The organism is Streptomyces sp. NPDC053431 (assembly GCF_044544925.1).
Classification (GTDB): domain Bacteria; phylum Actinomycetota; class Actinomycetes; order Streptomycetales; family Streptomycetaceae; genus Streptomyces.
Window position 1 is genome coordinate 29,222 of sequence record NZ_JBITXX010000016.1, and the last position, 24,467, is coordinate 53,688.

Below are 24,467 nucleotides of genomic sequence, written 5' to 3' on the forward strand. Positions count from 1 at the left end.
TGATTCAAGGACCGTGATCGACGATGAAGGTCGGCATCCCCCGCGAGGTCAAGAACAACGAGTTCCGTGTGGCCATCACCCCTGCCGGTGTCCACGAGCTCGTCCGCAACGGCCACCAGGTCTTCATCGAGCAGAACGCCGGTGTCGGATCCTCGATCACGGACGAGGAGTACGTCGCCGCCGGCGCCGAGATCCTCGGCACCGCCGACGAGGTCTGGGCCACCGCCGACCTGCTGCTCAAGGTCAAGGAGCCGATCGCGGAGGAGTACCACCGCCTCCGCAAGGACCAGACCCTCTTCACCTACCTGCACCTCGCCGCCTCCAAGGAGTGCACGGACGCCCTCCTGGAGTCCGGCACCACCGCCATCGCGTACGAGACGGTCGAGACCGCGAACCGCGCGCTCCCGCTGCTCGCCCCGATGTCCGAGGTCGCGGGCCGCCTGGCCCCGCAGGTCGGCGCCTACCACCTGATGCGCTCGGCCGGCGGCCGCGGCGTGCTCCCCGGCGGCGTCCCCGGCACCCACGCCGGCGAGTGTGTCGTCATCGGCGGCGGCGTCTCCGGCTGGAACGCCGTGCAGATCGCCATCGGCCTGGGCTTCCACGTGACCCTGCTCGACCGGGACATCAACAAGCTCCGCGAGGCCGACAAGATCTTCGGCACGAAGGTCAAGACGATCGTCTCCAACGCCTTCGAGCTGGAGAAGGCCGTCATCGAGGCCGACCTCGTCGTCGGTGCCGTCCTCATCCCCGGCGCCAAGGCCCCGAAGCTGGTCACCAACGAGCTCGTCGCCAAGATGAAGCCCGGAAGTGTCCTTGTCGACATTGCCATCGACCAGGGCGGCTGCTTCGAGGACTCCCACCCGACCACCCACGCCGAGCCGACCTTCCAGGTCCACAACTCGGTCTTCTACTGCGTCGCCAACATGCCGGGTGCGGTTCCGAACACCTCCACCTACGCCCTCACCAACGCCACGCTGCCCTACATCGTGTCGCTGGCGAACAACGGCTGGGTCGAGGCGCTGCGCCGCGACGCCGCCCTCGCCAAGGGTCTCAACACCCATGACGGCAAGGTGGTTTACAAGGAGGTCGCCGAGGCGCACGGCTACGAGCACCTCGAGCTGAGCAGCCTCCTGGGCTGACCCCCGTAGGCGGCGGTGTCAACCCCCGTCGTCAACCTCACGCATCGGGCCGGACCTTGGCGAGCAAGGTCCGGCCCGATGTGTGTCCGGCCACGTTCCGACGCCTGGTCAACTCGCCTCGAACGTAACTCTTTAACCGTTTCGCGCACCCCTGAAACGTGCGGTTCCCTGCCTGCGCACCCTTGACAGCGGGGTGTTCGGTTGCCGACACATCGGGCCGGGTCCGGCGGATTGTGTTGCTGCGGAGCGGTGACACGCCATAGAGTCGCCAACCGTCGGCATGGTGCCACGCTGACCTATCGATAAATGTTCCTGGTCACATCCAAGGAGGTAAGACGACTTGTGAATGAGTCGACATTTACTCCCGGGGGTGCGGAGCCAGGAGCCCCGATCGGCTCCGTCGCGGTGCGGACCTTCGCGACGCACCAGACCATGACGCCAGCCCATACGATGAAGATGACGGACGGCCTACACGTGAACGCCACGGCCGGCAACGAGATGGGCCGAGAGTCCACCCACTTCGCCGCCTATGACGAGGTGCCCGAGGGGCACTTCTACGACCCCGACGCCGAGTACGAGCCCGACCCGGAGTACGCGGCCACCCTCGCACCCGACGCTGCCCGGCAGCGCCGCGAGCGGATCGGTCCCACCGGACGGCCCCTGCCGTACTTCCCGATCCCGGGCCCGCTGACCGACCACGGCCCCGCGAAGATCATCGCGATGTGCAACCAGAAGGGCGGCGTCGGCAAGACCACGTCGACCATCAACCTGGGTGCCGCGCTCGCGGAGTACGGACGACGGGTCCTGCTCGTCGACTTCGACCCGCAGGGCGCCCTGTCGGTCGGCCTCGGCGTGAACCCGATGGAGCTCGACCTCACCGTCTACAACCTGCTCATGGAGCGGGGCATGTCGGCGGACGAGGTGCTGCTCAAGACCGCGGTCCCCAACATGGACCTGCTGCCCAGCAACATCGACCTGTCGGCGGCCGAGGTCCAGCTGGTCTCCGAGGTCGCGCGCGAGTCGACGCTGCAGCGCGCCCTCAAGCCGCTGATGAACGACTACGACTACATCGTGATCGACTGTCAGCCCTCGCTGGGCCTGCTGACCGTGAACGCCCTGACGGCCGCTCACAAGGTCATCGTGCCGCTGGAATGCGAGTTCTTCGCGCTCCGCGGCGTCGCGCTGCTCACCGAGACCATCGAGAAGGTCCAGGAGCGGCTCAACCCCGACCTGGAGCTCGACGGCATCCTCGCCACGATGTACGACTCCCGCACGGTGCACTCGCGCGAGGTGCTCGCGCGCGTCGTCGAGGCCTTCGACGAGCACGTGTACCACACGGTCATCGGGCGCACGGTCCGCTTCCCGGAGACCACGGTCGCCGGCGAGCCCATCACCACCTACGCGTCCAACTCCGTGGGCGCCGCCGCCTACCGTCAGCTCGCCAGGGAGGTGCTCGCCCGGTGTCACGCCGAGTGAGTCTTCCCGGCGCCGACGAACTGTTCCGTACGACCGGGGGGATGGCGCTCCAGGCGTCCACGCCGCGCCGTACCGTTCCGGCACCCGCGGGCGAGAGCGACTCGGCCGCGGCGGGGACGGGGGCGGACGGCGCGGGCTCCGCGGAGCACACCGCGGCGGACGCGGAGGCGGCGGAGCCCCGGGCCCGCGCGGCGGAGCCGGAGAGCCCCGCGAAGGCCGCCGCCGCTCCCGCCGGCTCGGCGCGGCGGCGGAGCCGCACCACCAACCGGCGCCCGAGCGGGCGTGAGCGGCACGACGAGAAGATCACGGTCTACGTCTCCGCCGAGGAGCTGATGGACCTGGAGCACGCGCGCCTGGTGCTGCGCGGCGAGCACGGCCTCGCGGTCGACCGCGGCCGGATCGTCCGCGAGGCGGTCGCGGTGGTCCTGGCGGACCTGGAGTCCCGCGGCGACGCGAGCATCCTCGTGCGCCGCCTGCGCGGCCGCTGAGGGTAGCCTGCGGCTCTGCCGCACCCCCGCTCAGCCAGGACCCCCATGCCTCCACCCCCTGACGAAACGTCCCGCCCCCGCCGCCGCCTCCTCGGCCGCGGCCCGGGAACGTGCCCGTCGCCCGCCCCGTCGCCGGCTCCGGCGCCCGCACCGGCGCCGCCCACGGCGGTGGAGCCCGAGGCGGCCGCGTCGGGGGCCCTGGAGGGCTTGGAGGGCTTGGAGGGCTTGGACGCCCTGGACGCCCCGGAGGGCCGTACAGGGGCTTCCGAGGAGGCCCTGAGGGACCTCGCGAGGGAGTCGGCCGAGGCCCGGGAGGCGGAGTCGCCCGGATCGGAGGCCGCTGGGGCGGAGATGCCCGCGGCGGAGTCGACCAGGTTCGAAACCCTCGTGACGGCGTCGCCCGCGGTCGAGGCCGCCACGCCGGACGTCCCTGCGGTCGAGGCCGCCACGCCGGACGTCCCCGAGGTCGAGGCGACCCCGGCGGAAGCCCGGGGCGAGGCGCCCCCGGTGGAAGCACGCGCGGGCGAGTCCTCCTCGGGTACAGGTCCCGACGCCGGAGCCGCCGCGGGTGAGGGCCACGAGGTGGGCGACGGGCGGTTCACCGTGCGGCTCGCGAACTTCGAGGGGCCCTTCGACCTCCTGCTGCAGCTGATCGCCAAGCACAAGCTGGACGTCACCGAGGTCGCGCTCTCGAAGGTCACCGACGAGTTCATGGCGCACATCCGGGCCATGGGGCCCGACTGGGACCTCGACCAGACGACCGAGTTCCTGGTGGTCGCCGCGACCCTGCTCGACCTCAAGGCGGCCCGGCTGCTGCCCGCCGCCGAGGTGGAGGACGAGGCGGACCTGGCGCTCCTCGAAGCGCGGGACCTGCTGTTCGCGCGGCTGCTGCAGTACCGCGCGTACAAGCAGATCGCCGACATCCTCGGCGAGCGGTGGGAGGCCGAGGGGCGGCGCCACCCGCGCACCGTCGGTCTCGAGCCGCACCACGCCGAGCTGCTGCCCGAGGTCGTCATCTCCATCGGCGCCGAGGGCTTCGCCAGGCTCGCCGTGAAGGCCATGCAGCCCAAGGCCGCGCCGCAGGTGTACGTCGACCACATCCACGCCCCGCTGGTGAGCGTCCGCGAGCAGGCCGGGATCGTGGTCGCCCTGCTGCGCGAGCGCGGCACGCTCAGCTTCCGCGAGCTGGTCGAGGACACCGACGACACCCTCACCGTCGTCGCCCGCTTCCTCGCCCTCCTGGAGCTCTACCGCGAGAAGGCGGTCGCCCTCGACCAGGAGACCGCCCTCGGCGACCTCACCGTGTCCTGGGCGGGCGGGGAGGCGGACCTCTCCGGCGCCGTGACCGACGAGTTCGACCAGGAAGACCCAGAAGACCCGGAAGGCCGAGAAGGCCACCGAGAAGACCGAGAAGGCCGAGAAGGCCACCGAGAAGACCGGGAGGCCGCCTCGTGAGCGATCTCAAGCCCGCCCTCGAAGCCGTCCTCATGGTCGTCGACGAGCCCGCCACCGAGGCCCACCTCGCCAAGGTGCTCGAACGCACCCCGCGCGAGGTGGGCGACGCCCTGCGCGAGCTGGCCGACGAGTACACCGCGCAGGGCCGTGGCTTCGAGCTGCGCCTGGTCGCCGGCGGCTGGCGCTTCTACACCCGCGCCGAGTACGCCCCCGCCGTCGAGGCCTTCGTCCTGGACGGCCAGCAGGCCCGGCTCACCCAGGCGGCCCTGGAGACCCTCGCGGTCGTCGCGTACCGCCAGCCGGTCAGCCGTTCCCGGGTCTCCGCCGTCCGCGGGGTGAACTGTGACGGCGTCATGCGCACCCTTCTCCAGCGGGGTCTGGTGGAGGAGGCGGGCGCGGAACCCGAAACAGGTGCGATCCTGTACAGGACGACGAACTACTTCCTGGAGCGGATGGGCCTGCGCGGCCTGGACGAACTGCCCGAGCTCGCCCCCTTCCTCCCGGAGGCGGAGGCGGTCGAGCCGGACAGCCTCGAAGGAGTTCCGTCGTTCGACCCCGACGCAGAAGATCACGCAGACGAGACGACGGAAGTTTGATGCGAAGCAGCAGCGGCAGGAACAGCGGAAACAACGGCGGGAGCCGTGGTGCCAAGAGCGGCGGCCGCGGCAACTACAGGGGCGCGGGCAACAGCCGCGACGAGCGGGGCGGCCAGAGCGCCGGCCGCCCGCGCCGCCCCCGCCCGGAGGAGCGCAGCTACGACGTCGACGGCCTGGCCGGCCGTCCGTCCGACGGCCCGAAGCGCGGTCGCGGCGACGCGGCTCGCGGCGGCGCCAAGGGCGGCCCCAAGCAGTCCCCGAAGCGCGGCGGCGGCCGTACCGCCCCGGCGCGCTCGCGCGAGTACGACGCCCGCGCGGAGGAGCGCAACCGGGAGCGGTACGCGAACAAGCCGGAGATCAAGACCCCCAAGACCTTCCCCGGCGCCGAGCAGGAGGGCGAGCGTCTGCAGAAGGTGCTGGCCCGGGCCGGCTACGGCTCGCGCCGCGCCTGCGAGGAGCTGGTCGAGCAGGCCCGTGTCGAGGTCAACGGCGAGATCGTCCTGGAGCAGGGCCTCCGCGTGGACCCGGAGAAGGACGAGATCAAGGTCGACGGTCTGACCGTGGCGACCCAGTCGTACCAGTTCTTCGCGCTGAACAAGCCGGCCGGTGTGGTCTCCACCATGGAGGACCCCGACGGCCGCCAGTGCCTCGGCGACTACGTCACCAACCGCGAGACCCGGCTCTTCCACGTCGGCCGCCTCGACACCGAGACCGAGGGCATCATCCTGCTCACCAACCACGGCGAGCTGGCCCACCGTCTCACCCACCCCAAGTACGGCGTGAAGAAGACCTACCTGGCCGCCATCACCGGCCCGCTGCCCCGTGAGGTCGGCAAGCGGCTCAAGGACGGCATCCAGCTGGAGGACGGCTACGCGCGCGCCGACCACTTCCGGGTCGTCGAGCAGACCGGCAAGAACTACCTGGTCGAGGTCGTGCTGCACGAGGGCCGCAAGCACATCGTGCGCCGCATGCTCGCCGAGGCGGGCTTCCCGGTCGAGAAGCTGGTCCGTACGGCCTTCGGCCCGATCGGCCTGGGCGACCAGAAGTCGGGCTGGCTGCGCCGCCTGAGCAACACCGAGGTCGGCATGCTGATGAAGGAAGTCGGCCTGTAGTCCCGCTGCCTGCGGCCCCCGCCGGCAGCCCCTCCCGCCGGCGGCCCCCGCCGGCAGCCCTTCCGGCCATGAAGGCCCGTGACCGCCACACCGGCGGTCGCGGGCCTTTTTCGTACTTGTGGTCGAGCCGCGCCGCCATTTATAGTCAGGCTGACTCTTAAGGATGCAAGGAGGCGGGCATGAGTCTCGCGAACGTCCTGGAACCACTGCAGCGGCCGCTCTTCACCCTGCTCGACACCCCGGTCAGCTGGACCGAGGTCCTGGGCTTCGGCAGCGGCGCGCTCTGCGTCTGGCTCGTCGCCCGCCAGCACGTCGCGAACTGGCCCATCGGCATCGCCAACAACCTCTTCTTCGTCCTGCTCTTCACCCAGAGCGGGCTCTACGCCGATGCCGGCCTCCAGTTCGTCTTCATCGCCCTCGCCGCCTACGGCTGGTGGACCTGGACCCACGGGGGTGGACCAGGCTCCGACACCCTCCCGGTACGGCGCACCAGCCGCACCGAGTGGATCTGGCTGCTGGCGGCGGGGGCGGTGGGGACCCTCGTCCTCACCCTGCTCCTCGACCGGGCCACGGACTCGACCGTCCCCTTCTGGGACGCCCTGACCACCGCGCTCTCCCTCACGGCCACCTACGGCCAGTGCCGCAAGCGCCTGGAGTCCTGGTGGCTCTGGATCGCCGCCGACGTGATCTACGTGCCGCTGTACGCGTACAAGGAGCTCTACCTGACCTCGCTGCTCTACGTCGGCTTCATGACGCTGTGCGCCGTCGGACTGCGCGACTGGCGCCGTGACCTGACCGGCTCCCTCCGCGTCCGGGAGGCCCGGGCATGAGCCGCTACGGGCACGGTCTGGTCCTCGGCAAGTTCTATCCGCCGCACGCCGGCCACCACCACCTCGTCCGCACCGCGCGCGAGCGGTGCGACCGCCTCACCGTGCTCGTGTGCGCCTCCTCCGTGGAGTCCCTGCCCCTCGCCGACCGCGTCGCCTGGATGCGCGAGATCCACCCCGACGTGCTCGTCGTCGGCGCCGTCGACGACGTTCCCGTCGACCTCCACGACCCCGACGTGTGGGACGCCCACATGAAGATCTTCCGGGCCGCCGTGCCGGAGCCCGTCGACGCCGTCTTCACCTCGGAGCCGTACGGCGAGGAGCTCGCCCGCCGCTTCGGCGCCGACTCCGTGTGCGTCGACCCCGAGCGGCTCCGCCACCCCGTCTCCGGGACCGCCGTCCGCGCCGACCCCGTCGCCTGCTGGGACTTCCTGGAGGCCCCCGTACGGGCCGCGCTCACCCGGCGGGTCGTCGTCCTGGGCGCCGAGTCCACCGGGACCACCACCATGGCGCTCGCCCTCGCCGACCACTACCGGCGCCGCGGCGGCGTCTGGGCCCGCACCCGGTCCGTGCCCGAGTACGGGCGCGAGTACAGCGAGCTCAAGCTCGCCGAGCTCCGGGCCGAGCGGCCCGGCGCCGGCTGGTCGGACGTGGTCTTCCACTCCGCCGACTTCCCCGTCATCGCCCTACGCCAGGCCGAGCTGGAGGAGGAGGCCGCCCGCGACGGCTCGCCGGTCCTCTTCTGCGACACCGACGCCTTCGCCACCACCATCTGGCACGAGCGCTACATGGGCACCAGCAGCCCCGGCACCGGCGAGATCGCCGCCCGCGGGCGGCAGCACCTGTGGCTGCTCACCGACCACCGGGGCGTCCCCTTCGAGGACGACGGACTGCGCGACGGCGAGCACCTGAGGCCCTGGATGACCGCGCGCTTCCTCACCCAGCTCGCCCACACCGGCCGCAGGACCGTCGTCCTCACCGGCCCGCACGAGGAGCGTCTCGCGACGGCCGTCGCCGCCGTGGACGCGCTGCTCGCCGAGGGCTGGCAGTTCACCGACCCCCTACCGGAACGCAGATGACCACCGCACAGCCGGGCCCCGCGGGCTACGACAAGTACGGCTTCGAGCCCTTCGCCCTCACCGCCGACCTCGCCGTCTTCACCGTCCGCGAGGAACGCCTGCACGTCCTGCTCGTCGAACGGGGCCAGGAGCCCTACGCGGGCGCCTGGGCCCTGCCCGGCGGCTTCGTCCTGCCCGACGAGTCCGCCGAGCGGGCCGCGCGCCGCGAACTCGCCGAGGAGACCGGCCTGTCCGGCACCACCGCGGGCCGGCTCCACCTCGAACAGCTGCGCACCTACAGCGAACCCGACCGCGACCCCCGGATGCGGGTGGTCTCCGTCGCCTTCACCGCGCTCGTGCCCGACCTGCCCGAGCCGCGCGGCGGCGGCGACGCGGCGCAGGCCCGCTGGCTGCCGTACGAGGACGTCCGCGACCTCGCCTTCGACCACGACCGGATCCTCGCCGACGCCCGCGAACGCGTCGGCGCCAAGCTCGAGTACACCTGTCTCGCCACCGCCTTCTGCCCGCCCGAGTTCACCCTCGGCGAGCTGCGGCAGGTCTACGAGACGGTCTGGGGCGTCGCACTCGACCGCCCCAACTTCCGGCGCAAGGTCCTCGCCACCCCCGGCTTCGTCCGGCCCGTCGAGGCACCCCCGCGCCGCACCGGCGGCCGCGGAAAACCGGCCGCCCTCTACCGGGCGGGCGAGGCGACCGCCCTCCACCCGCCGCTGCTGCGACCGGAAGGACGGACGGAATGACCACACGGGGGACGAAGAAGGCCGCGACGGGCGCCCTGGTCGGCCTGGCACTGGGAGACGCCCTCGGCTTCCCCACCGAGTTCGACGACGTGCCGCGGATCCTCGCCAAGTGCGGGCCGTGGCGCGCCATGGAGCTGCCGATCAGCCGGGGCACGGCGTACATCACCGACGACACCCAGATGACCCTCGCCTTCGCGCGGGGCATCCGCACCGCCATGGACCGGGGTGCGCTCGCCCCGCTGCGCCTCGCCCGGCCCGTACGGTCGGAGTACGTCGACTGGTACCACTCGCCGGAGAACAACCGGGCCCCCGGCCGCACCTGCATGGTGGCCTGCAGGCTCCTCGACAGCGACCGCCTGTGGCAGGACGCCAGCCAGATCCACTCCAAGGGCTGCGGCGCCAACATGCGCGTCGCGCCCATCGGTCTCGTGCCCGGCCTCACGGACGAGCAGCGCTCCGGCGCCGCCCAGCTCCAGTCCGCCCTCACCCACGGGCACCCCACCGCCCTCGCGGCCTCCGACCTGACGGCCCGGGCCGTCCACCTGCTCGCCCAGGGCACGGACCCCACCGGCCTGGTCGGCCGGCTCCGCTCGTACGCCCTCGACAACCGCTCCCGCTACCAGGAGCCCTGGCTCGGCGACCTGTGGACCCGCTCCCAGGACCCCGACGCCACCCACTTCATCCGGCGCGGCTGGGACGAGTGCCTGACCGTCCTGGAGCGCCTGGATGCCGTCCAGCGCACCGCCGACCCGGAGCTCGACCCGTGTCAGTACACCGGCGACGGCTGGATCGCCGAGGAGGCCCTGGCCACCGCCCTCCTCAGCTTCCTCCTCTTCCCCGACGAGCCCCTGACCGCCCTCCGCCGCGCCGCCTGCACCCGCGGCGACTCCGACTCCATCGCCGCCCTCACGGGCGCCTTCGCCGGCGCCCACCTGGGCGCGGACGCCTGGCCGAAGGAATGGACCGCACACCTCGAACACCGCGACGAACTCCTCGCCTTCGGCGCGCTCTGGGACGCCTGAATCCCGGAGTCCGTCCGGGCGGACCCGGGCCTAGGCGCGGCTGGGCTGGAGCTCGCGTTCCGCCGAGGCCCGGCGGGCGCGGACGAGGAAGTCCTGGACGCGGGCGTGGTCCGGGGTGTCCGGGAGGGGGGTGGTCGAGTGGGCCTCGTCGGCCTCGTCCTGGAGGCGGTTCATCCAGGACTCGATTTCCGGCCAGGTCACCTCGCCGCGCTTGACCGCGAGCAGGCGGTCGCGCTCCTCGCCGACGTCGATCCGGAGCTCGCCGCTGCGCAGCAGGTCGCGGCAGGTGGTCAGCAGGCGCAGCAGGTGCATCGCGTGCTTCCAGCGCGGGGCGCCGTGATGGCGCACGTCCGCGTCCAGCTTGCGGCGCTGGCCGGTCGCGTAGCGGACGAAGGTGGCGTGGGCCTGGCGCGACAGGAACGCGCCGCGCAGGTCCAGCAGCTCCCGGCCGAGGGCGTCGGCGTGCTCGACCACGGGGGAGTGGAGGCACTCCAGGACGTTCGGGTTGTTGCGCAGGGCGAGCTCGCAGAAGCGTTCCAGCTCCCAGCTGAACTGCTCGTCGGCCGGGCCCTCCACATGGGCCGGCGGCTTGTCGAAGCGCCAGAACAGCGGGGTGGGCGCGAGGAAGACGCCCCTGCGGTCGATGTCGCTGTCCTCGGTCGCCAGACCGAAGGCGCGCGACCCCATGACGCAGGAGTAGATCGTGTGATCGCGCACCAGTTCTTCAGGAGTCATGCGCGACAGGCTAGGGCAGGGTGATCGTTCCCGACGAGACCCGGATCTCCTCCGGCGGCAGCGGGCGGGGCGCCGGTCCCCCCGCCACCGAACCGTCCGTGATCCGGTACTTCGAGCCGTGGCACGGGCAGTCGATCGTGCCGTCGGCCACCTTGTCCACCAGGCAGCCCTGATGGGTGCACACCGCCGAGAAGGCCTTGAAGTCGCCCTTCGCGGGCTGCGTGACGACGACCTTCGCGTCCTTGAAGACCGTGCCGCCGCCGACCGGGATCTCGGAGGTCTTCGCCAGCGGCCGGCCGTCTGCGGAGGCGGAAGGGGAGGGCGAGGAGGGGACGGAGGAGGGCTGCGCGGGGCGGGAGGCGCTCGGGGACGAGGCCTCGGTCGGGGGCGCGGCGGGCGTCGTCTCCTCCGAGGTGCCCGATCCGTCGTCACCGCAGCCGGTGACCAGGACCGTACCGGCGATGAGCGCCGCACGGCGGGACAGGCGGGGCAGGGCGTCAGCAGTCATGCCGACCAGCTTGGCGAGCTGTCCGCCCCCGGCGCCGCAACACGCCTAGGCCCAGGGCGCCAGCTCCCTCGCCCGGCCCTCCGCGTCCCGCCGTACCTCCAGGACCGACGTGACGGCGGCCCGCTCGACCGGCCCGTACACGTGCGGGAAGAGCATGTCCTCCGAGCCCTCCCAGCGGACCTCCCCGGACAGCCGGGTCTCGTCGATCACCAGGACCAGGAGCGGACCCGGCACGTCCCGGTAATGGCCGTCGGCGATGGCGAGGGCCGCCGGCTCGTCCGGGGAGCAGTGGACGAAGCCCTCGGCGGCGAGGGAGGGCGGGGCGTAGGGGAGCTCGGGGTCGGCGGACCATTCGTCCAGCGGTACGACGTGCAGCAGCATGCCGACAGTTCTACCCCGCGCTCGCACCCGCCCCTACCCCGAGTGGCGGCACCGCCCGGCCCGGGTGACATTGATCATGGCCGAGGAGAGAGCCGACGAGGGCCGACGAGGGCCGACGCGGACCTCTGCCGCCGTCTCGGAGGGCGGGCGCCCGCGACGGCGACGCCGTACGGCTGACTAGGCTGGCCGGAGGAGCACCGACGCAGGCGACGAAGGAGTGACGAGGTGGCGGTACGAGCGGTCCGAGGCGCCGTCCAGCTGGAGCGGGACGAGGCCGGGCACATGCACGAGCAGGTCGAGGAGCTGCTCACCGCCGTCCTCGAACGCAACGGGCTGAGCACGGACGACCTCATCAGCATCTGGTTCACGGCCACGCCGGACCTGCGCAGCGACTTCCCCGCCGCGGCCGCCCGCCGCATCGGGATCGTGGACGTTCCGCTGATCTGCGCCCAGGAGCTCGACATAGCGGGCGCGATGCCGAGGGTCGTACGGCTCCTCGCGCACGTCGAGTCGGATCTGCCCAAGTCCCGGATCGCGCACGTCTACCTCGGTGCCGCGGCCGCCCTGCGCAAGGACATCGCCCAGTGAGAACCGCGCTCGTCATCGGCACCGGTCTGATCGGCACCTCGGCGGCGCTCGCCCTCGCCGGGCGCGGGGTCACCGTCCACCTGCGCGACCACGACCCCGCCCGGGCCCGTACCGCCGCCGCGCTCGGCGCCGGCACGGACGAGGCGCCCGAGGGCGCGGTGGACCTCGTGGTCGTCGCCGTACCGCCCGCGCACGTCGCCGGCACCCTCGCCGACGCGATCCGGGCCGGGCTCGGCCGCGGCTACCTCGACGTGGCCAGCGTCAAGGGCGGACCCAAGCGGGAGCTGCTCGACATGGGCCTGGACCTCACCGCCTACATCGGCACGCACCCGATGTCCGGCAAGGAGCGCTCCGGACCGCTGGCCGCCACCGCCGACCTCTTCGAGGGTCGCCCGTGGGTCCTCACCCCGACCCGGGACACCGACACCGAGGTCCTGAACCTCGCCCTGGAACTGGTCGCCCTCTGCCGGGCCGTCCCCGTCGTCATGGACGCCGACGCCCACGACCGGGCGGTCGCTCTCGTCTCGCACACCCCGCAGCTCGTGTCCTCGATGGTCGCGGCGCGGCTGGAAGGGGCGGACGAGACGGCGGTACGGCTCTGCGGGCAGGGCATCCGCGACGTCACCCGGATCGCCGCCTCCGACCCGCGCATGTGGGTCGAGATCCTCTCCGCCAACCCGGGCCCCGTCGCCGACGTCCTCGCGGGCGTGGCCGCGGACCTGGACGAGACGGTACGGGCCCTGCGGGCGCTCGAGTCCGAGGACGACGCCAAGCGCCGGGCCGGCGCCTCCGGCGTCGAGGACGTCCTGCGCCGCGGCAACGCCGGCCGCGCCCGCGTCCCCGGCAAGCACGGCGCCGCCCCGACGGCGTACGAGACCGTCGCGGTCCTCATCAGCGACCAGCCCGGCGAGCTCGCCCGCATCTTCGCGGACGCGGGCCGCGCCGGCGTCAACATCGAGGACGTGCGCATCGAGCACGCGACGGGCCAGCAGGCCGGTCTGGTCCAGCTGATGGTCGAGCCGACGGCCGCCCCGGTCCTCGCCGAGGCCCTGCGGGAGCGGGGCTGGGCCCTGCGCACGGGCTGACGGCGGCGGGACCGCGGCGGGCCCGCCCGCCGGCACGGCCGAACGCCGCCCCGGTGGGGAGTCGGGTGGCGCCCCGGCGGGCAGTCGGGTGGCGCCCTGGTGGGGTAGTCGGGTGCCGCCCCGGCGGGCAACCGAGTCTCCCCCCGTGGCACAGCCGGGTGCCGCCCAGGCGGGCGGCAGGGCGCTGGGCCGAACGGGTGCGGGGGACTCGGTAACCTTGTGGGGGTCCCCGCACGTCCGCCGGGACCTCCCGCTCCCCCCAGGAAGGCGTTCCCCACCGTGGAAACCGTGATCGTCGCCATCGACGGCCCCTCCGGCACGGGCAAGTCGAGCACCTCGAAGGCGGTTGCCGCCAAGCTGGGGCTGAGCTACCTCGACACCGGGGCCCAGTACCGGGCCATCACCTGGTGGATGATCAGCAACGGTGTCGACGTCCACGACGCCGACGCGGTCGCCAACGCCGCCGCCAAGCCCGACATCGTGTCCGGCACCGACCCGCTCAGGCCGACCATCACCGTCGACGGCGTCGACGCCGCCGGCCCGATCCGCACCGAGGAGGTCACCTCCAAGGTCAGCGCCGTCAGCGCCGTCCCGGAGGTGCGCGCCCTGATCACGGAGCTGCAGCGGTCCATCGCCAGGGGCGCCGAGCGCGGCATCGTCGTCGAGGGCCGGGACATCGGCACCACCGTCCTCCCCGACGCCGACCTCAAGATCTTCCTGACCGCCTCCCCGGAGGCCCGCGCCGCCCGCCGCTCCGGCGAGCTCAAGGGCGCCGACGTGCACGCCACCCGGCAGGCCCTGATCAAGCGGGACGCGGCCGACTCCAGCCGCAAGACCTCCCCGCTCGCCAAGGCGGACGACGCCGTCGAGGTCGACACCACCGAGCTCACCCTCGACCAGGTCATCGAGTGCGTCGTCACCCTGGTGGAGGAGAAGCGGACGGCCGCCAAGTGACCCAGCCCTCCGAGCGGGGCGCCGCCGTCGGCCGGGGCATCGGCATCGGGCTGATGTACGGCCTCTGGAAGCCGCGCGTCCTGGGCGCCTGGCGGGTTCCGGCCTCCGGCCCCGTCATCCTCGCCGTCAACCACGCGCACAACATCGACGGCCCCATGCTCATGGGCACCGCCCCGCGGCCCGTGCACTTCCTCATCAAGAAGGAAGCGTTCGTCGGACCGCTGGGCGCCTTCCTGGAAGGCATCGGGCAGCTCAAGGTGGACCGCCACTCCACCGACCGCGCCGCGATAGGCAACGCCCTCGCGGTCCTGGAGCACGGCGGCGTGCTGGGGATCTTCCCCGAGGGCACCCGGGGCGAGGGCGACTTCGCCTCGCTCCGCGCCGGCCTCGCCTACTTCGCCGTCCGCAGCGGCGCGCCGATCGTCCCCGTGGCGGTGCTGGGAAGCACCGACAAGCCGGGACGGTTGGTCAAGGCACTGCCCCGGTTCCGCAGCGACGTCGACATCGTCTTCGGCGACGCCTTCGCGGCCGGCGACGGCAGCGGCCGGCGCACCCGCAAGGCGCTGGACGAGGCGACCGTCCGCATCCAGGAACGGCTCACCGACCACCTGAAAAACGCCAGGCGCCTGACCGGGCGCTGAGCGACACTCTGAGTAGTGGGCCCCGGCGACGGGGACCCACCGACCACGAATGATCGAGGAACGGACTTCATGAACGACCAGCACGACCACGGGGCACTTGGCGACGCCGAGTACGCGGAGTTCATGGAGCTCGCCGCGGAAGAGGGCTTCGACCTCGAGGACGTCGAGGGCGCGATCGAGGAGGCCGGGCACGGCCCGCTGCCCGTCCTCGCCGTCGTCGGCCGCCCGAACGTCGGCAAGTCGACCCTGGTGAACCGCATCATCGGACGCCGCGAGGCCGTCGTCGAGGACCGCCCCGGCGTCACCCGCGACCGCGTCACCTACGAGGCCGAGTGGGCCGGCCGTCGCTTCAAGGTCGTCGACACCGGCGGCTGGGAGCAGGACGTCCTCGGCATCGACGCCTCCGTCGCCGCCCAGGCCGAGTACGCCATCGAGGCCGCCGACGCCTGCCTCTTCGTGGTGGACGCCACCGTCGGCGCCACCGACACCGACGAGGCCGTCGTCAAGCTGCTCCGCCGCGCGGGCAAGCCCGTCGTCCTGGCCGCCAACAAGGTCGACGGCCAGTCCGGCGAGGCCGACGCCGCCATGCTGTGGTCCCTGGGCCTCGGCGAGCCGTTCCCCGTCTCCTCGCTGCACGGCCGCGGCACCGGCGACCTGCTCGACGAGGTCCTGAAGGCCCTGCCCGACGCCCCCGAGCAGCGCTTCGGCACCGCCGTCGGCGGGCCGCGCCGCATCGCCCTCATCGGCCGCCCCAACGTCGGCAAGTCCTCCCTGCTCAACAAGGTCGCCGGCGAGGACCGCGTCGTCGTCAACGAGCTGGCCGGCACCACCCGCGACCCGGTCGACGAGCTGATCGACCTCGGCGGCAAGACCTGGAAGTTCGTGGACACCGCGGGCATCCGCAAGAAGGTCCACCTCCAGGAGGGCGCGGACTACTACGCCTCCCTGCGCACCGCGGCCGCCGTCGAGAAGGCGGAGGTGGCCGTCATCCTCATCGACACCACCGACCACATCTCGGTGCAGGACCAGCGCATCATCACCATGGCCGTCGAGGCGGGCCGCGCCATCGTCATCGCCTACAACAAGTGGGACGAGCTCGACGAGGAGCGCCGCTACTACCTCGAGCGCGAGATCGAGACCGAGATGCAGCAGGTCTCCTGGGCGCCCCGGGTCAACGTCTCCGCCAAGACCGGCCGCCACATGGAGAAGCTGGTCCCGGCGATCGAGACCGCCCTCGCCGGCTGGGAGACCCGCGTCCCCACCGGCCGGCTCAACGCCTTCCTCGGCGAGCTCGTCGCCGCCCACCCGCACCCGATCCGCGGCGGCAAGCAGCCCCGCATCCTGTTCGGTACGCAGGCGGGCACCAAGCCGCCCCGGTTCGTGCTCTTCGCCTCCGGCTTCCTGGAGGCGGGCTACCGCCGCTTCGTCGAGCGTCGTCTCCGCGAGGAGTTCGGCTTCGAGGGCACCCCGATCCACATGTCGGTGCGCGTGCGCGAGAAGCGCGGCAAGAAGAAGTAGCGGCCGCCAGGAGCGGCGGCGGCTGTCACACGACGGCGGACCGTCGCACGGCGGCAACGGCCGGGGAATGGCCTAGGGAACGGCCGAGGGCCGGGGCTTCACGCCCCGGCCCTCGGCCGTTCCTACAGGCTGCTCCTCGGACTCGGCGGCAGCACGTACGCCGGCACCCAGCCCGCTCCCGCTCCTGATGCCGTGCCCGCCCCGGTGGGCCGGCGATGCCCGCCCGACGTCGCGGCGAAGGAGCGGAAGCTCAGCTCCTCCTCGCCGCTGCGGTCACCCGGCAGCGTGCGGAACGACCGCCGGTACTCGGAGTACAGGGCGTCGTAGATCGGCGTCGCCGAGAGCCCCCCCGACACGTCCTGCGCCGGGCGCATGGCCGGGATCGGGGCGGGACTCGGATACTGCTGGCGGAAATGCTCGTATGCGTGCACGTATGTGCCAACGACCCCGCCGTCCGTGGGATGCGGGCGCCCCTCGGAAAGAGGAGCCGGCCGGGGCCGCGGAACGGTCGGCACCCCCGGGACGCGGCCCGGCGCTAAGCCGGGACGCGCGTGGTCCGTCACGTGCCGGCCAGCGGCATCGCGGCGGCCACCAGACGCCCGTTGGCCGCGGCCTTCTCCAGGGCGTCGCGGAGCAGGTCCTCGCGCGGCTGCTGGCCGATGGAGCCGACCGGGGCGGCGAAGACCAGGACCGTGTGCGACTTGTTCGCCGCGGCCCGCCAGCCCTCCGTGACCTGCAGCGGCTGGTGCGCCTGCCACCAGGCGACCTGGCCCGTGCCGCCCGTACCGGGCTGGAGCACCGAGTGCAGCTGGCCCATGGCCACCAGCACCGACCAGCCGGGCAGCGGGACCGGCTTCTGGTTGACGTCGGCGACCGGCTGGAAGCCCTGCTCGACCAGGAGCTGCAGGAACTCGTCCGTCAGACCGTCCGAGCCGGGACGGGCGACCGGCGCGGTCGGCTCCACCACCAGCGCCGGGTGCAGCTCGCCCTCGATCAGGACCAGGCCGCTGGTGATGCCCAGGACCGCCTGCTCGGGGTGGGCGGCGGAGAGGGAGTCGGCGGCGTCGGCCGCCGTGATCGAGGCGACGGCGCCCTGCAGCTGCTCCTCGGCGACCCGGACGACCTGGGACGGGATGCAGGTGGCGTGGGCGAAGGCGAGCACGGCGGTCTCCTCGCCGACGAACAGCACCGTGCTGGTCCGCTCCTGCTCGGAGTTGCCCGGCGTACGGCAGGAGGTGCAGTCGTAGCTGCCCGGGGCGTTCTCACCGGCCAGCAGCCGGTCGGCTTCTTCGTCGCCGATCTCGGCGCGTACGTCCTCGCTGACGTCGAGCATGCGCGGCACGGGGGACTCCTGGACTCTTCGCGTGCGACGCCGGGCGGTTCCCGGTCGTCTCATGCCGAGTTCAACGGGGAAGGATCGGCCCGGGTAACGCGTCCGGGGCGGACAAGTTGGGCCGCGCCCGCATGACTCCGGACGGGTGGCATGTGAACGCTGTTCCGCGCGGCACGGGCGCGGGGCGCGGGACCGCTGCCTAGCCTGCCCCGATGTCGAAGATCCGATCTTGGACGGCCGGTGCCGTCGTGCTGGCGGCGGCGCTGCTCCCGCAGGGCCTCGCCGCAGCCGCCGCGGCGGCCCCCGGGGCCCCCGCGGCCCCCACGCCCGTCGAGGCGTGCGTGAAGGACCAGTGGCCGTGGGGGTGCGTCGCCGCCTGCGAGAGCGGCGGGGACTGGCGCGCCGACACGGGCAACGGCTTCTACGGCGGGCTGCAGTTCTGGCCCGCGACCTGGGACGAGTTCGGCGGCCGCCGGTACGCGCGCCGCGCCGACCTGGCGACCCGGGCGCAGCAGATCAAGGTCGCCGAGAACGTGCTGCGGGTGCAGGGCTGGAGCGCCTGGCCGGCCTGCTCCCGCCGGTACGGCCTGAGCGGACGCGCGCACGTGGTGCAACCCGGCGACACGCTCAGCGCGATCGCCCGACGCTTCAAGATCCGGGGCGGCTGGCAGGCCCTGTACGCAACGAACAGATCGACGATCGGCCCGGACCCGAACCGCCTGACCACGGGCACGATGCTGAGGCTTTCGCCGCTGTAGGCGGCGGGGGCCGTGGCTCAGGGGGTGGTGTCGGGGGGTGGGTTCGGAGGCGGGTGGGTGCCTGGGGCGGGGGTGGTGATCTCGCCTGCGGTCGCGAGGGAGCCGCGGCTCAGCTCGTACGCGAGCGAGCCCGGCGGCAGCCCCTGTGGGACCCGCTGCTCGGCCAGTACGACCGCCGCCGACAGGGGCGGGCGGGTGAGCGCCGCGAGCAGCCCGTACGTGCGCGAGGCCACGGCCGGTGCCATGCCGAGCGACGCCTCGTCGACCAGCACCACGCGGGGGGCGGGCGCGAGCAGCGCCCGGGTCAGCGCCAGCATCCGGCGCTCCCCGCCGGACAACGTGCCGGCGCGGTGCGTGAGCAGCCGGGCGAGCTCCGGGTACGCGGCGAGGGCCGCGTCCCGGCGGCCCGGAGCCGCCAGGTCCAGGTTCTCGGCGACCGTGAGGGTCGCGTACACGGCCCGTAGGTCCGGTACGAAGCACAGCCCGCGACGGGCCCGCCGGTGGGCCGGCAGCCCGGTGACGTCCGTACCCCGCCAGACCACGCTTCCGCCGGCCAGCGGCACCGTACCGGCGAGGGCGCGCAGGGCCGTGGTGCGGCCCGAACCGTTGCGGCCGAGGAGGACCGAGACGGTGCCGGCGGGCAGCGCGAGGTCGAGACCGTGCAGGGCCTCCAGGGGGCCGTAACGGACCCGGGCGCGGCGGAGGGCGATCTCGACGGTCATGACGACGCCGCCGGCTCCGGGGCCCGGGACACGATGCGGCCGCCTTCCATGGTGTGGACGGTGTCGGCGATGCCGGCCACGAGGTCGGGGTCGTGCTCGACGACGAGCACCGTCAGGCCGTCGGCCGCGAGGGCGGAGAGGGTCCGGGCCAGCGCGGCGGTCTCGTCCGCGTCCAGCCCCGCGGCGGGCTCGTCGAGCAGGAGCGTGTGCGGTGTGCTCGCGAGCGCGCGGGCCAGTTCCACCCGGCGCAGCATCCCGGTCGGCAGCCCGGCCGCGGTGCGGTACCGCTCGGCGCCTGCCAGCCCGAACAGGCGAAGCGCCTGCTCGACCGGCTCGGCCCGGGCGTCCCGCGCGCCGACGCGCACGTTCTCCTCGACCGTGAGCGACGGGAACACGGCGAGCTGCTGGAACGTCCGGGCGATCCCCAGGCGGTGGCGGGCGTGGGCGGGGCGCGCCGTGATGTCGACGCCGCCGAGGGTGACACGGCCGGCGGTGGGGCGCAGGGTGCCGGCGAGACAGTCGAAGAGGGTGCTCTTCCCCGCGCCGTTGGGCCCGACGACGGCGGTCACCGTGCCCGCGCGGAGCACCAGGTCGACGCGGTCGAGGGCAGTGAGGCCGCCGGGGTAGGTGTGGGTGAGGCGGTGGGCGGTGAGCGTCGGCGCGGGGGCGCGGCGCTCGGCCGGGCGGCCCACGTCGGGTGCGGCAGTGTGGGCGGCCTCGGGCCGGCGGGGCGCCGGGCCGAGGCCGCCGGCCGGGCCTGGCGGGGGTCCCGCCCGTGCCGCCCGTGCGGGCGGGGTGGTGTCTGGGGGTTCTCCCGTGAGGGGGGTGGGGGTGTCGGCGGGCCTGGGCCGGTGAGGCACCGGCCGGTCTTCGGCCGGGCCGGGGGTTCCCGGCTGTGCCGCCTGTGGGGGTGGGGCGGTGTCCGCGGGTTCTCCCCTGGGGGCTGCGGCCCCGTCGGCGGTCGGCGGCTCGTCGGGGTGAAGCCGGTTATCGGTCGGGCCGCCGACGACGACGGTGGTCGTCGGCTGGTCGGGGTGGGGGCGGTCTGCGGTTGGGCCGAGGACGGCGGCGGGCCGTGGTTCGTCGGGGTGGGGCAGCCGGGCTTTGGGGTGGGTGGCGGGGCCGGCCGCGCCGGGCGGGGGCGGCGGTGTCGGGGTGGCGGGCTTCGTGCGGTGTCCGGAGCGGCCGGCTTCCGGGGGGTGGGTTCGGGGGAGGAGGGTGGTGAGGAGAGGGGGGATCCGGCCCGTCAGGGTGGCCAGGAGGCCGATCAGGGCCACCGCCACCCCCGCGTGCGTGCCCGCGTCCAGGGCGACCAGGAGGGCCGCCGCCGCCAACGGCGTGAGGAGGGTGTCGGCGCCCAGGGTCAGGACCGCGGCGAACCACAGGAGTCCGCGGACCGGGTCGAACGCGTCCGGGTCGAACGCGCGGACGCCCATGCCCAGCAGCCCCCCGCCCAGCGCCGCCAGCGCCGCGCCCAGGACGAAGACGAGCAGCTTCAGGCCCGCCACCCGGACGCCCGCCGCCTCCGCGCCCCGTTCGTGGTCCCGCAGGGCGGCCAGCTCCCTGCCCGCGCGGCCCCGGCGCAGCGCGGCGACCAGGAGCAGACAGCACGTCAGGACGGCCAGTTCCACGGCGTAGTAAGGGCGGTCCCGGTCCAGGCCGGGCGGGCGTTGCAGCGTCACGCCCGCCGTGGCGTACGGCTGCGCGAAGACGAAGCGGCTCACCGCCACGCCCACCGCCAGCGTCGCCAGCGCCAGGGCCAGTCCGTGGCGGCGGATCGCCGGCCATCCGGTCAGCAGGCCCAGCGGCGCCACGCACACCACGGCCAGTCCGAGCGCCGGCAGTTCCGGCAGGCCGGCCGCCGCCAGCAGGGCCGTGAACAGCGCTCCCAGGCCCGCGTACGCCGCCTGCCCCAACGCGATCTGGCCGCCCCGGCCCGAGACCACCACCAGGGACAGGAGGATCACCGCCAGCGCCGGGATCTGCACCGCCGTCGTCAGGTCCTCGCCCGCGAGGGCCAGGGGCAGGAGGAAGAGGAGGGCGGTCAGCAGCCACACCGGCGCCGGGACCCGTGGCGCTGCCCCGGGTGACGGGAGCGTGTCGTCCGTGCCCACGCCGGGCAGGACCAGGGCCGCCACGAGCAGCGCCAGCACGAACAGGTTCGCCCCGGCCGCCTGGACCAGTTCGCCCGCCCAGCCCGGCGGGTGCAGCCGGGTCAGCTGCGCCTGGGCCACGCCGAGCGCCAGCGCGGACCCGATCGCGACGGGCAGGCTCCGCATCCGGGCCAGCACCGCGACCGCGATCACCTCCACCACCAGCAGCGGCATCCCGTACGGGTCGAGCCGCACGTACGGGGCGATCAGCACGCCCGTGAGGCCCGCCGTGAAGGAGCCGAACGCCCAGCCCGCCGCCGACACCCGGTCCGCCGGGATGCCGGACAGGACGGCCAGCGGGCGGTTGTCCACCACCGCCCGCAGCTCCCGCCCGAACCGCGTCCACCGCGTCACCGCCCCCACCAGGCAGGCCAGCGCCACCACCACCGCGAGCTGGGCCCACGGGTCGTCCCCCAGGAGCACCGGCGCGTCCGCGCGGGCGTCGCCACCCCAGATCAGGGCCGCCGTGCCGACCAGCAGCACGAAGACGCCGATCGAGGCGACCAGGGTCTGCGCCGCGCCCGCGCCGGCCAGCGCCAGCGGCCGGAACACCACCCGGTCCAGCAGCAGGCCGATGGCCGGTGCCACCACGAGCAGCGTGACGAGCGCTCCGAGCGGCAGCGGCCAGCCCCACTCGACGACCAGGTGGCGCACCACGTACGCGCAGATCATGGCGATCGCGCCGTGCGCCAGGTTGAGGACGCCGGTGGCCCGGTAGGTGACGATCAGTCCGATGCCGGTGAGCGCCGCCGCGCTGCCGATCGCGAGACCGGCGAGCGTGAGGTCGTACGTCAGCGAGGCCACGGTTCACACACCGGGCACGGCGTCAGCACGGCGTCCCCGACCGGGACCGCCTCCGGTTTTCCCATGATCAGCGGGCAGTCCGGGCGGTGCGCCAGCGTCCCCCCCGGGACCCGCAGCGGCGGGTCGGAGGAGGACGGGGGGTGCGGGGGAGAGGGGGCAGCGGACACGTCTCCCTCGCCGCCCACCCGTTCGCGTCCCCGTCCCCGTTCGTATGCGCGTTCCGGGGCGCCTTCCGGTCCGGGGCCGGGTCCTTCGCTCCGGTCGGCCAGCACTCCGCCCACGTACAGCACCGCTCCCGCCACGATCAGCGCCGCCCCGGGCAGCGTGCACGAGGCCAGGTACGGGAGCTGGCGTTCGGCGAAGCGCTCACCGGAGATCCCGTACCAGCCGGCCACGGACAGCACCGCGCCCCCGGCGGCCGCCACGAGTCCGGCCCACAGGAGGATCAGGGGGATCCGGGATGTCGACGGCACGGGGCATCACCCGCCTTTCGTCCCTTCCTTGCACTATGCCCCGAAGCGGCACACCCTGGAATCATCAGGCCGCCCGGCCTGCACGGACATCCGGTGGTGAGCCAGATGGTTCTCAAGAGACGCTCCGCCGCGCTGGCGGCCGTCGTGGTGCTGGTCCTGACGCCGGCCGTGGCGAGCTGCTCGGACGACTCCGGCTCGTCCTCCGGTCAGACCAGCCCGACCGCCCCGCCCGCCGGTTCCGACCAGCCGGCGGACCCGGCCGCCGCCAAGGCGGAGATCACCAAGAACTGGACGGCCTTCTTCGATCCGAAGACCCCCACCGCCGAGCGGGTCAAGCTGCTGGAGAACGGCCCGAAGATGGCGGCCGTCCTCGCGGCCTTCGCCGGTGACAAGAACGCGGCCATGAGCTCGGCCGAGGTGAAGGGCATCGCGTTCACCTCGCCCACGAACGCGAACGTCACCTACGACCTGCTGGTCGGCGGCAACCCGGCGCTGCCGGACGCCAAGGGCACCTCCGTGCTCCAGAACGACACCTGGAAGGTGTCCGAGAAGACCCTCTGCAGCCTGGTGCAGCTGAGCGGTGCGACGGTTCCGGGCTGCTGAGTGCCTGGCGGCGCTGCTGCTCGCCGGCCTGGTCGCGGGCTGCGGCAGCCGGCTCCCGGAGCGCGCCTTCGAGACGCGGCCCACCGCTCACCCCTCAGGCGGTGAGCCGCTCCGCGTCGGCGTCATCACCAGCGCCACCAGCCCGGTGGGCGGCGAGACCTTCACCGGTCCGCGCGACGGCGCCCGCGCCTACTTCGACGCCCTCAACGCCCGCGGCGGCCTGGACGGGCGCCGGATCGAGGTCGTCACCTGCGACGACGGCGGCAGCGGCATCGGCAACAACGCCTGTGTGCACAAGCTGGTCGACGAGCGGAAGGTCTTCGCCCTGGTCGCCACCACCGCCCTGGACTACGCGGGCGCCCCGCTGGTCGCGAAGGCCGGCGTCCCCGACATCGGCGGCCAGCCGCTGACGCCGGCCTACGACACGTATCCGCACCTGTACGGGATCTACGGCAGTTCCGCCCCGCGCACCGGCAGGGCGCCCGGCTGGAACGGGGTCCTGTACGGCGGCACGGAGGTGTACCGGTGGTTCAGGACCCATCTGGGCGCCCGGACCGCCGCCGTCGTCTCGTACAACCAGGCCGCCTCCGCCTCGTACGCCCGGCTGGTCTCCGCGGGCCTGCGCGCCGAGGGCTACCGGGTCGTCGAGGAGCAGGTCGACTTCGTGCTGCCCAACTTCCGCGCGGTGGCCGCCGATCTGCGGGCGCAGCACGTCGACGTCGTGTTCGACGCGATGGACACCCACGGCAACGCCCAGCTGTGCGAGGCGATGGAGGCCTCGGGCGTACGGGTCGCCGCGAAGGTGACCAACGTGCAGAACTGGTCCGCGTCCGTGCCCCGCGACTACGCCGCTTCGCCCGGCTGCCGGGCGGCGCTCTACGTCACCGGGGCCAGCCGCAACTACGACGACCGGGACGTCCCGGCGGTACGGGAGTTCCGGGCCGCCATGGGGAACCGGGCGCTCTCCCAGTGGCAGTTGGAGGGCTGGGCGGCGGCCATGTGGTTCACGGACGCGGCGAAGTGGTGTCTCGGCCGGCCCGGCGGGCTGACCCAGGGCTGTGTGGAGGAGTTCGTCGGCCGGGCCCAGCCGTACACCGCGCGCGGACTGCTGCTGCCGGTCCGCTTCGTGCGTCTCGCCGAGCCGCCGAGGGCCGTGCGCACCTGTCTGTCCGTGGCCCGTTGGCGGGACGGCCGGGGCTGGGTCACGCAGGGCGACATGAACACGAACTGTGCCACGGTCCCCCAGCTGCCGTACCGGCCGTGAACAACTTCCGGCTGGG

The 24,467-nt window shown here is 73.6% G+C and carries 26 protein-coding genes; 18 read left to right on the forward strand and 8 right to left on the reverse strand.

The window, feature by feature from the left end; genetic code table 11:
- Nucleotides 1-23: 23 nt before the first annotated feature.
- From ald to ACIGXE_RS29540, 10 genes are all read left to right on the forward strand, one after another.
- A complete protein-coding gene (gene ald, locus ACIGXE_RS29495; RefSeq protein WP_399751940.1) occupies nucleotides 24-1,139 on the forward strand; it encodes an alanine dehydrogenase in 1,116 nt (371 codons plus the stop codon).
- A gap of 432 nt (nucleotides 1,140-1,571) precedes the next feature.
- A complete protein-coding gene (locus tag ACIGXE_RS29500; protein WP_376638179.1) occupies nucleotides 1,572-2,615 on the forward strand; it encodes a ParA family protein in 1,044 nt (347 codons plus the stop codon).
- On the forward strand, nucleotides 2,600-3,103 hold the full coding sequence (locus tag ACIGXE_RS29505; RefSeq protein WP_399751941.1) for a hypothetical protein: 504 nt from the start codon (nucleotides 2,600-2,602) through the stop codon (nucleotides 3,101-3,103). The genes ACIGXE_RS29500 and ACIGXE_RS29505 overlap by 16 nt, the downstream gene beginning before the upstream one ends.
- A gap of 216 nt (nucleotides 3,104-3,319) precedes the next feature.
- A complete protein-coding gene (locus ACIGXE_RS29510) occupies nucleotides 3,320-4,558 on the forward strand; it encodes a segregation/condensation protein A (RefSeq protein ID WP_399751943.1) in 1,239 nt (412 codons plus the stop codon).
- A 32-nt stretch (nucleotides 4,559-4,590) separates the two neighbouring features.
- Nucleotides 4,591-5,154: an SMC-Scp complex subunit ScpB gene (gene scpB / locus ACIGXE_RS29515; RefSeq protein ID WP_399752200.1), complete on the forward strand. Its 564-nt coding sequence runs from the start codon at nucleotides 4,591-4,593 to the stop codon at nucleotides 5,152-5,154.
- Entirely contained in the window at nucleotides 5,154-6,266 is a 1,113-nt protein-coding gene (locus ACIGXE_RS29520) for a pseudouridine synthase (protein ID WP_399751944.1), read from the forward strand. The genes scpB and ACIGXE_RS29520 overlap by 1 nt, the downstream gene beginning before the upstream one ends.
- A gap of 179 nt (nucleotides 6,267-6,445) precedes the next feature.
- Entirely contained in the window at nucleotides 6,446-7,096 is a 651-nt protein-coding gene (gene pnuC / locus ACIGXE_RS29525; protein WP_399751945.1) for a nicotinamide riboside transporter PnuC, read from the forward strand.
- Entirely contained in the window at nucleotides 7,093-8,172 is a 1,080-nt protein-coding gene (locus ACIGXE_RS29530) for an AAA family ATPase (protein WP_399751946.1), read from the forward strand. Before pnuC ends, ACIGXE_RS29530 begins: the two co-directional genes overlap by 4 nt.
- A complete protein-coding gene (locus ACIGXE_RS29535) occupies nucleotides 8,169-8,909 on the forward strand; it encodes an NUDIX hydrolase (RefSeq protein WP_399751947.1) in 741 nt (246 codons plus the stop codon). The genes ACIGXE_RS29530 and ACIGXE_RS29535 overlap by 4 nt, the downstream gene beginning before the upstream one ends.
- Nucleotides 8,906-9,931, forward strand: coding sequence for an ADP-ribosylglycohydrolase family protein (locus ACIGXE_RS29540; RefSeq protein WP_399751948.1), 1,026 nt, complete (start codon nucleotides 8,906-8,908; stop codon nucleotides 9,929-9,931). Before ACIGXE_RS29535 ends, ACIGXE_RS29540 begins: the two co-directional genes overlap by 4 nt.
- 30 nt (nucleotides 9,932-9,961) lie before the next feature.
- Here ACIGXE_RS29540 and ACIGXE_RS29545 read toward each other — a convergent pair whose 3' ends face one another.
- From ACIGXE_RS29545 to ACIGXE_RS29555, 3 genes are read right to left on the reverse strand one after another with little or no spacing between them, the layout of a single operon-like run.
- On the reverse strand, nucleotides 9,962-10,666 hold the full coding sequence (locus tag ACIGXE_RS29545; RefSeq protein WP_399751950.1) for a DNA polymerase beta superfamily protein: 705 nt from the start codon (nucleotides 10,664-10,666) through the stop codon (nucleotides 9,962-9,964).
- Between the two features lie 10 nt (nucleotides 10,667-10,676).
- Nucleotides 10,677-11,174 (reverse strand): Rieske (2Fe-2S) protein, encoded by a 498-nt coding sequence (locus tag ACIGXE_RS29550; protein WP_399751952.1) that lies wholly within the window; start codon nucleotides 11,172-11,174, stop codon nucleotides 10,677-10,679.
- Nucleotides 11,175-11,219: 45 nt separating this feature from the next.
- Nucleotides 11,220-11,555 (reverse strand): DUF952 domain-containing protein, encoded by a 336-nt coding sequence (locus ACIGXE_RS29555; protein WP_399751954.1) that lies wholly within the window; start codon nucleotides 11,553-11,555, stop codon nucleotides 11,220-11,222.
- Between the two features lie 225 nt (nucleotides 11,556-11,780).
- Between ACIGXE_RS29555 and aroH the strand changes: the two genes are divergently transcribed.
- From aroH to der, 5 genes are all read left to right on the forward strand, one after another.
- On the forward strand, nucleotides 11,781-12,143 hold the full coding sequence (gene aroH, locus ACIGXE_RS29560; protein ID WP_399751956.1) for a chorismate mutase: 363 nt from the start codon (nucleotides 11,781-11,783) through the stop codon (nucleotides 12,141-12,143).
- A complete protein-coding gene (locus tag ACIGXE_RS29565; protein WP_399751958.1) occupies nucleotides 12,140-13,228 on the forward strand; it encodes a prephenate dehydrogenase in 1,089 nt (362 codons plus the stop codon). The genes aroH and ACIGXE_RS29565 overlap by 4 nt, the downstream gene beginning before the upstream one ends.
- Before the next feature lie 288 nt (nucleotides 13,229-13,516).
- Entirely contained in the window at nucleotides 13,517-14,182 is a 666-nt protein-coding gene (cmk, locus tag ACIGXE_RS29570; RefSeq protein ID WP_399752202.1) for a (d)CMP kinase, read from the forward strand.
- Between the two features lie 53 nt (nucleotides 14,183-14,235).
- On the forward strand, nucleotides 14,236-14,823 hold the full coding sequence (locus ACIGXE_RS29575; RefSeq protein ID WP_399752205.1) for a lysophospholipid acyltransferase family protein: 588 nt from the start codon (nucleotides 14,236-14,238) through the stop codon (nucleotides 14,821-14,823).
- 69 nt (nucleotides 14,824-14,892) lie between these two features.
- Nucleotides 14,893-16,341 (forward strand): ribosome biogenesis GTPase Der, encoded by a 1,449-nt coding sequence (gene der, locus ACIGXE_RS29580; RefSeq protein WP_399751960.1) that lies wholly within the window; start codon nucleotides 14,893-14,895, stop codon nucleotides 16,339-16,341.
- A gap of 122 nt (nucleotides 16,342-16,463) precedes the next feature.
- On the opposite strand, the gene ACIGXE_RS29585 is transcribed toward der, so the two are convergent.
- Nucleotides 16,464-16,715 (reverse strand): hypothetical protein, encoded by a 252-nt coding sequence (locus ACIGXE_RS29585; protein WP_399751962.1) that lies wholly within the window; start codon nucleotides 16,713-16,715, stop codon nucleotides 16,464-16,466.
- Nucleotides 16,716-16,900: 185 nt separating this feature from the next.
- Entirely contained in the window at nucleotides 16,901-17,683 is a 783-nt protein-coding gene (locus ACIGXE_RS29590; protein WP_399751964.1) for a hypothetical protein, read from the reverse strand.
- A 203-nt stretch (nucleotides 17,684-17,886) separates the two neighbouring features.
- Between ACIGXE_RS29590 and ACIGXE_RS29595 the strand changes: the two genes are divergently transcribed.
- A complete protein-coding gene (locus ACIGXE_RS29595) occupies nucleotides 17,887-18,432 on the forward strand; it encodes a transglycosylase family protein (RefSeq protein ID WP_399751966.1) in 546 nt (181 codons plus the stop codon).
- Between the two features lie 17 nt (nucleotides 18,433-18,449).
- Here ACIGXE_RS29595 and ACIGXE_RS29600 read toward each other — a convergent pair whose 3' ends face one another.
- The 3 genes from ACIGXE_RS29600 to ACIGXE_RS29610 are packed head-to-tail and all read right to left on the reverse strand — an operon-like array spanning nucleotide 18,450 to nucleotide 22,584.
- Nucleotides 18,450-19,154: an ATP-binding cassette domain-containing protein gene (locus ACIGXE_RS29600; RefSeq protein ID WP_399751968.1), complete on the reverse strand. Its 705-nt coding sequence runs from the start codon at nucleotides 19,152-19,154 to the stop codon at nucleotides 18,450-18,452.
- The gene (locus tag ACIGXE_RS29605) at nucleotides 19,151-22,111 is read right to left on the reverse strand and encodes an ATP-binding cassette domain-containing protein (RefSeq protein WP_399751970.1); all 2,961 of its coding nucleotides are present in this window, start codon (nucleotides 22,109-22,111) and stop codon (nucleotides 19,151-19,153) included. The genes ACIGXE_RS29600 and ACIGXE_RS29605 overlap by 4 nt, the downstream gene beginning before the upstream one ends.
- Entirely contained in the window at nucleotides 22,099-22,584 is a 486-nt protein-coding gene (locus ACIGXE_RS29610; RefSeq protein ID WP_399751972.1) for a hypothetical protein, read from the reverse strand. Before ACIGXE_RS29610 ends, ACIGXE_RS29605 begins: the two co-directional genes overlap by 13 nt.
- Before the next feature lie 105 nt (nucleotides 22,585-22,689).
- Between ACIGXE_RS29610 and ACIGXE_RS29615 the strand changes: the two genes are divergently transcribed.
- Nucleotides 22,690-23,187 carry a hypothetical protein gene (locus tag ACIGXE_RS29615; protein ID WP_399751973.1) on the forward strand — a complete coding sequence of 166 codons (498 nt, stop codon included), beginning with the start codon at nucleotides 22,690-22,692 and terminating at the stop codon, nucleotides 23,185-23,187.
- Complete coding sequence (locus tag ACIGXE_RS29620) at nucleotides 23,165-24,451, forward strand: ABC transporter substrate-binding protein (RefSeq protein WP_399751975.1); 1,287 nt, start codon at nucleotides 23,165-23,167, stop codon at nucleotides 24,449-24,451. The genes ACIGXE_RS29615 and ACIGXE_RS29620 overlap by 23 nt, the downstream gene beginning before the upstream one ends.
- Nucleotides 24,452-24,467 lie beyond the last annotated feature (16 nt).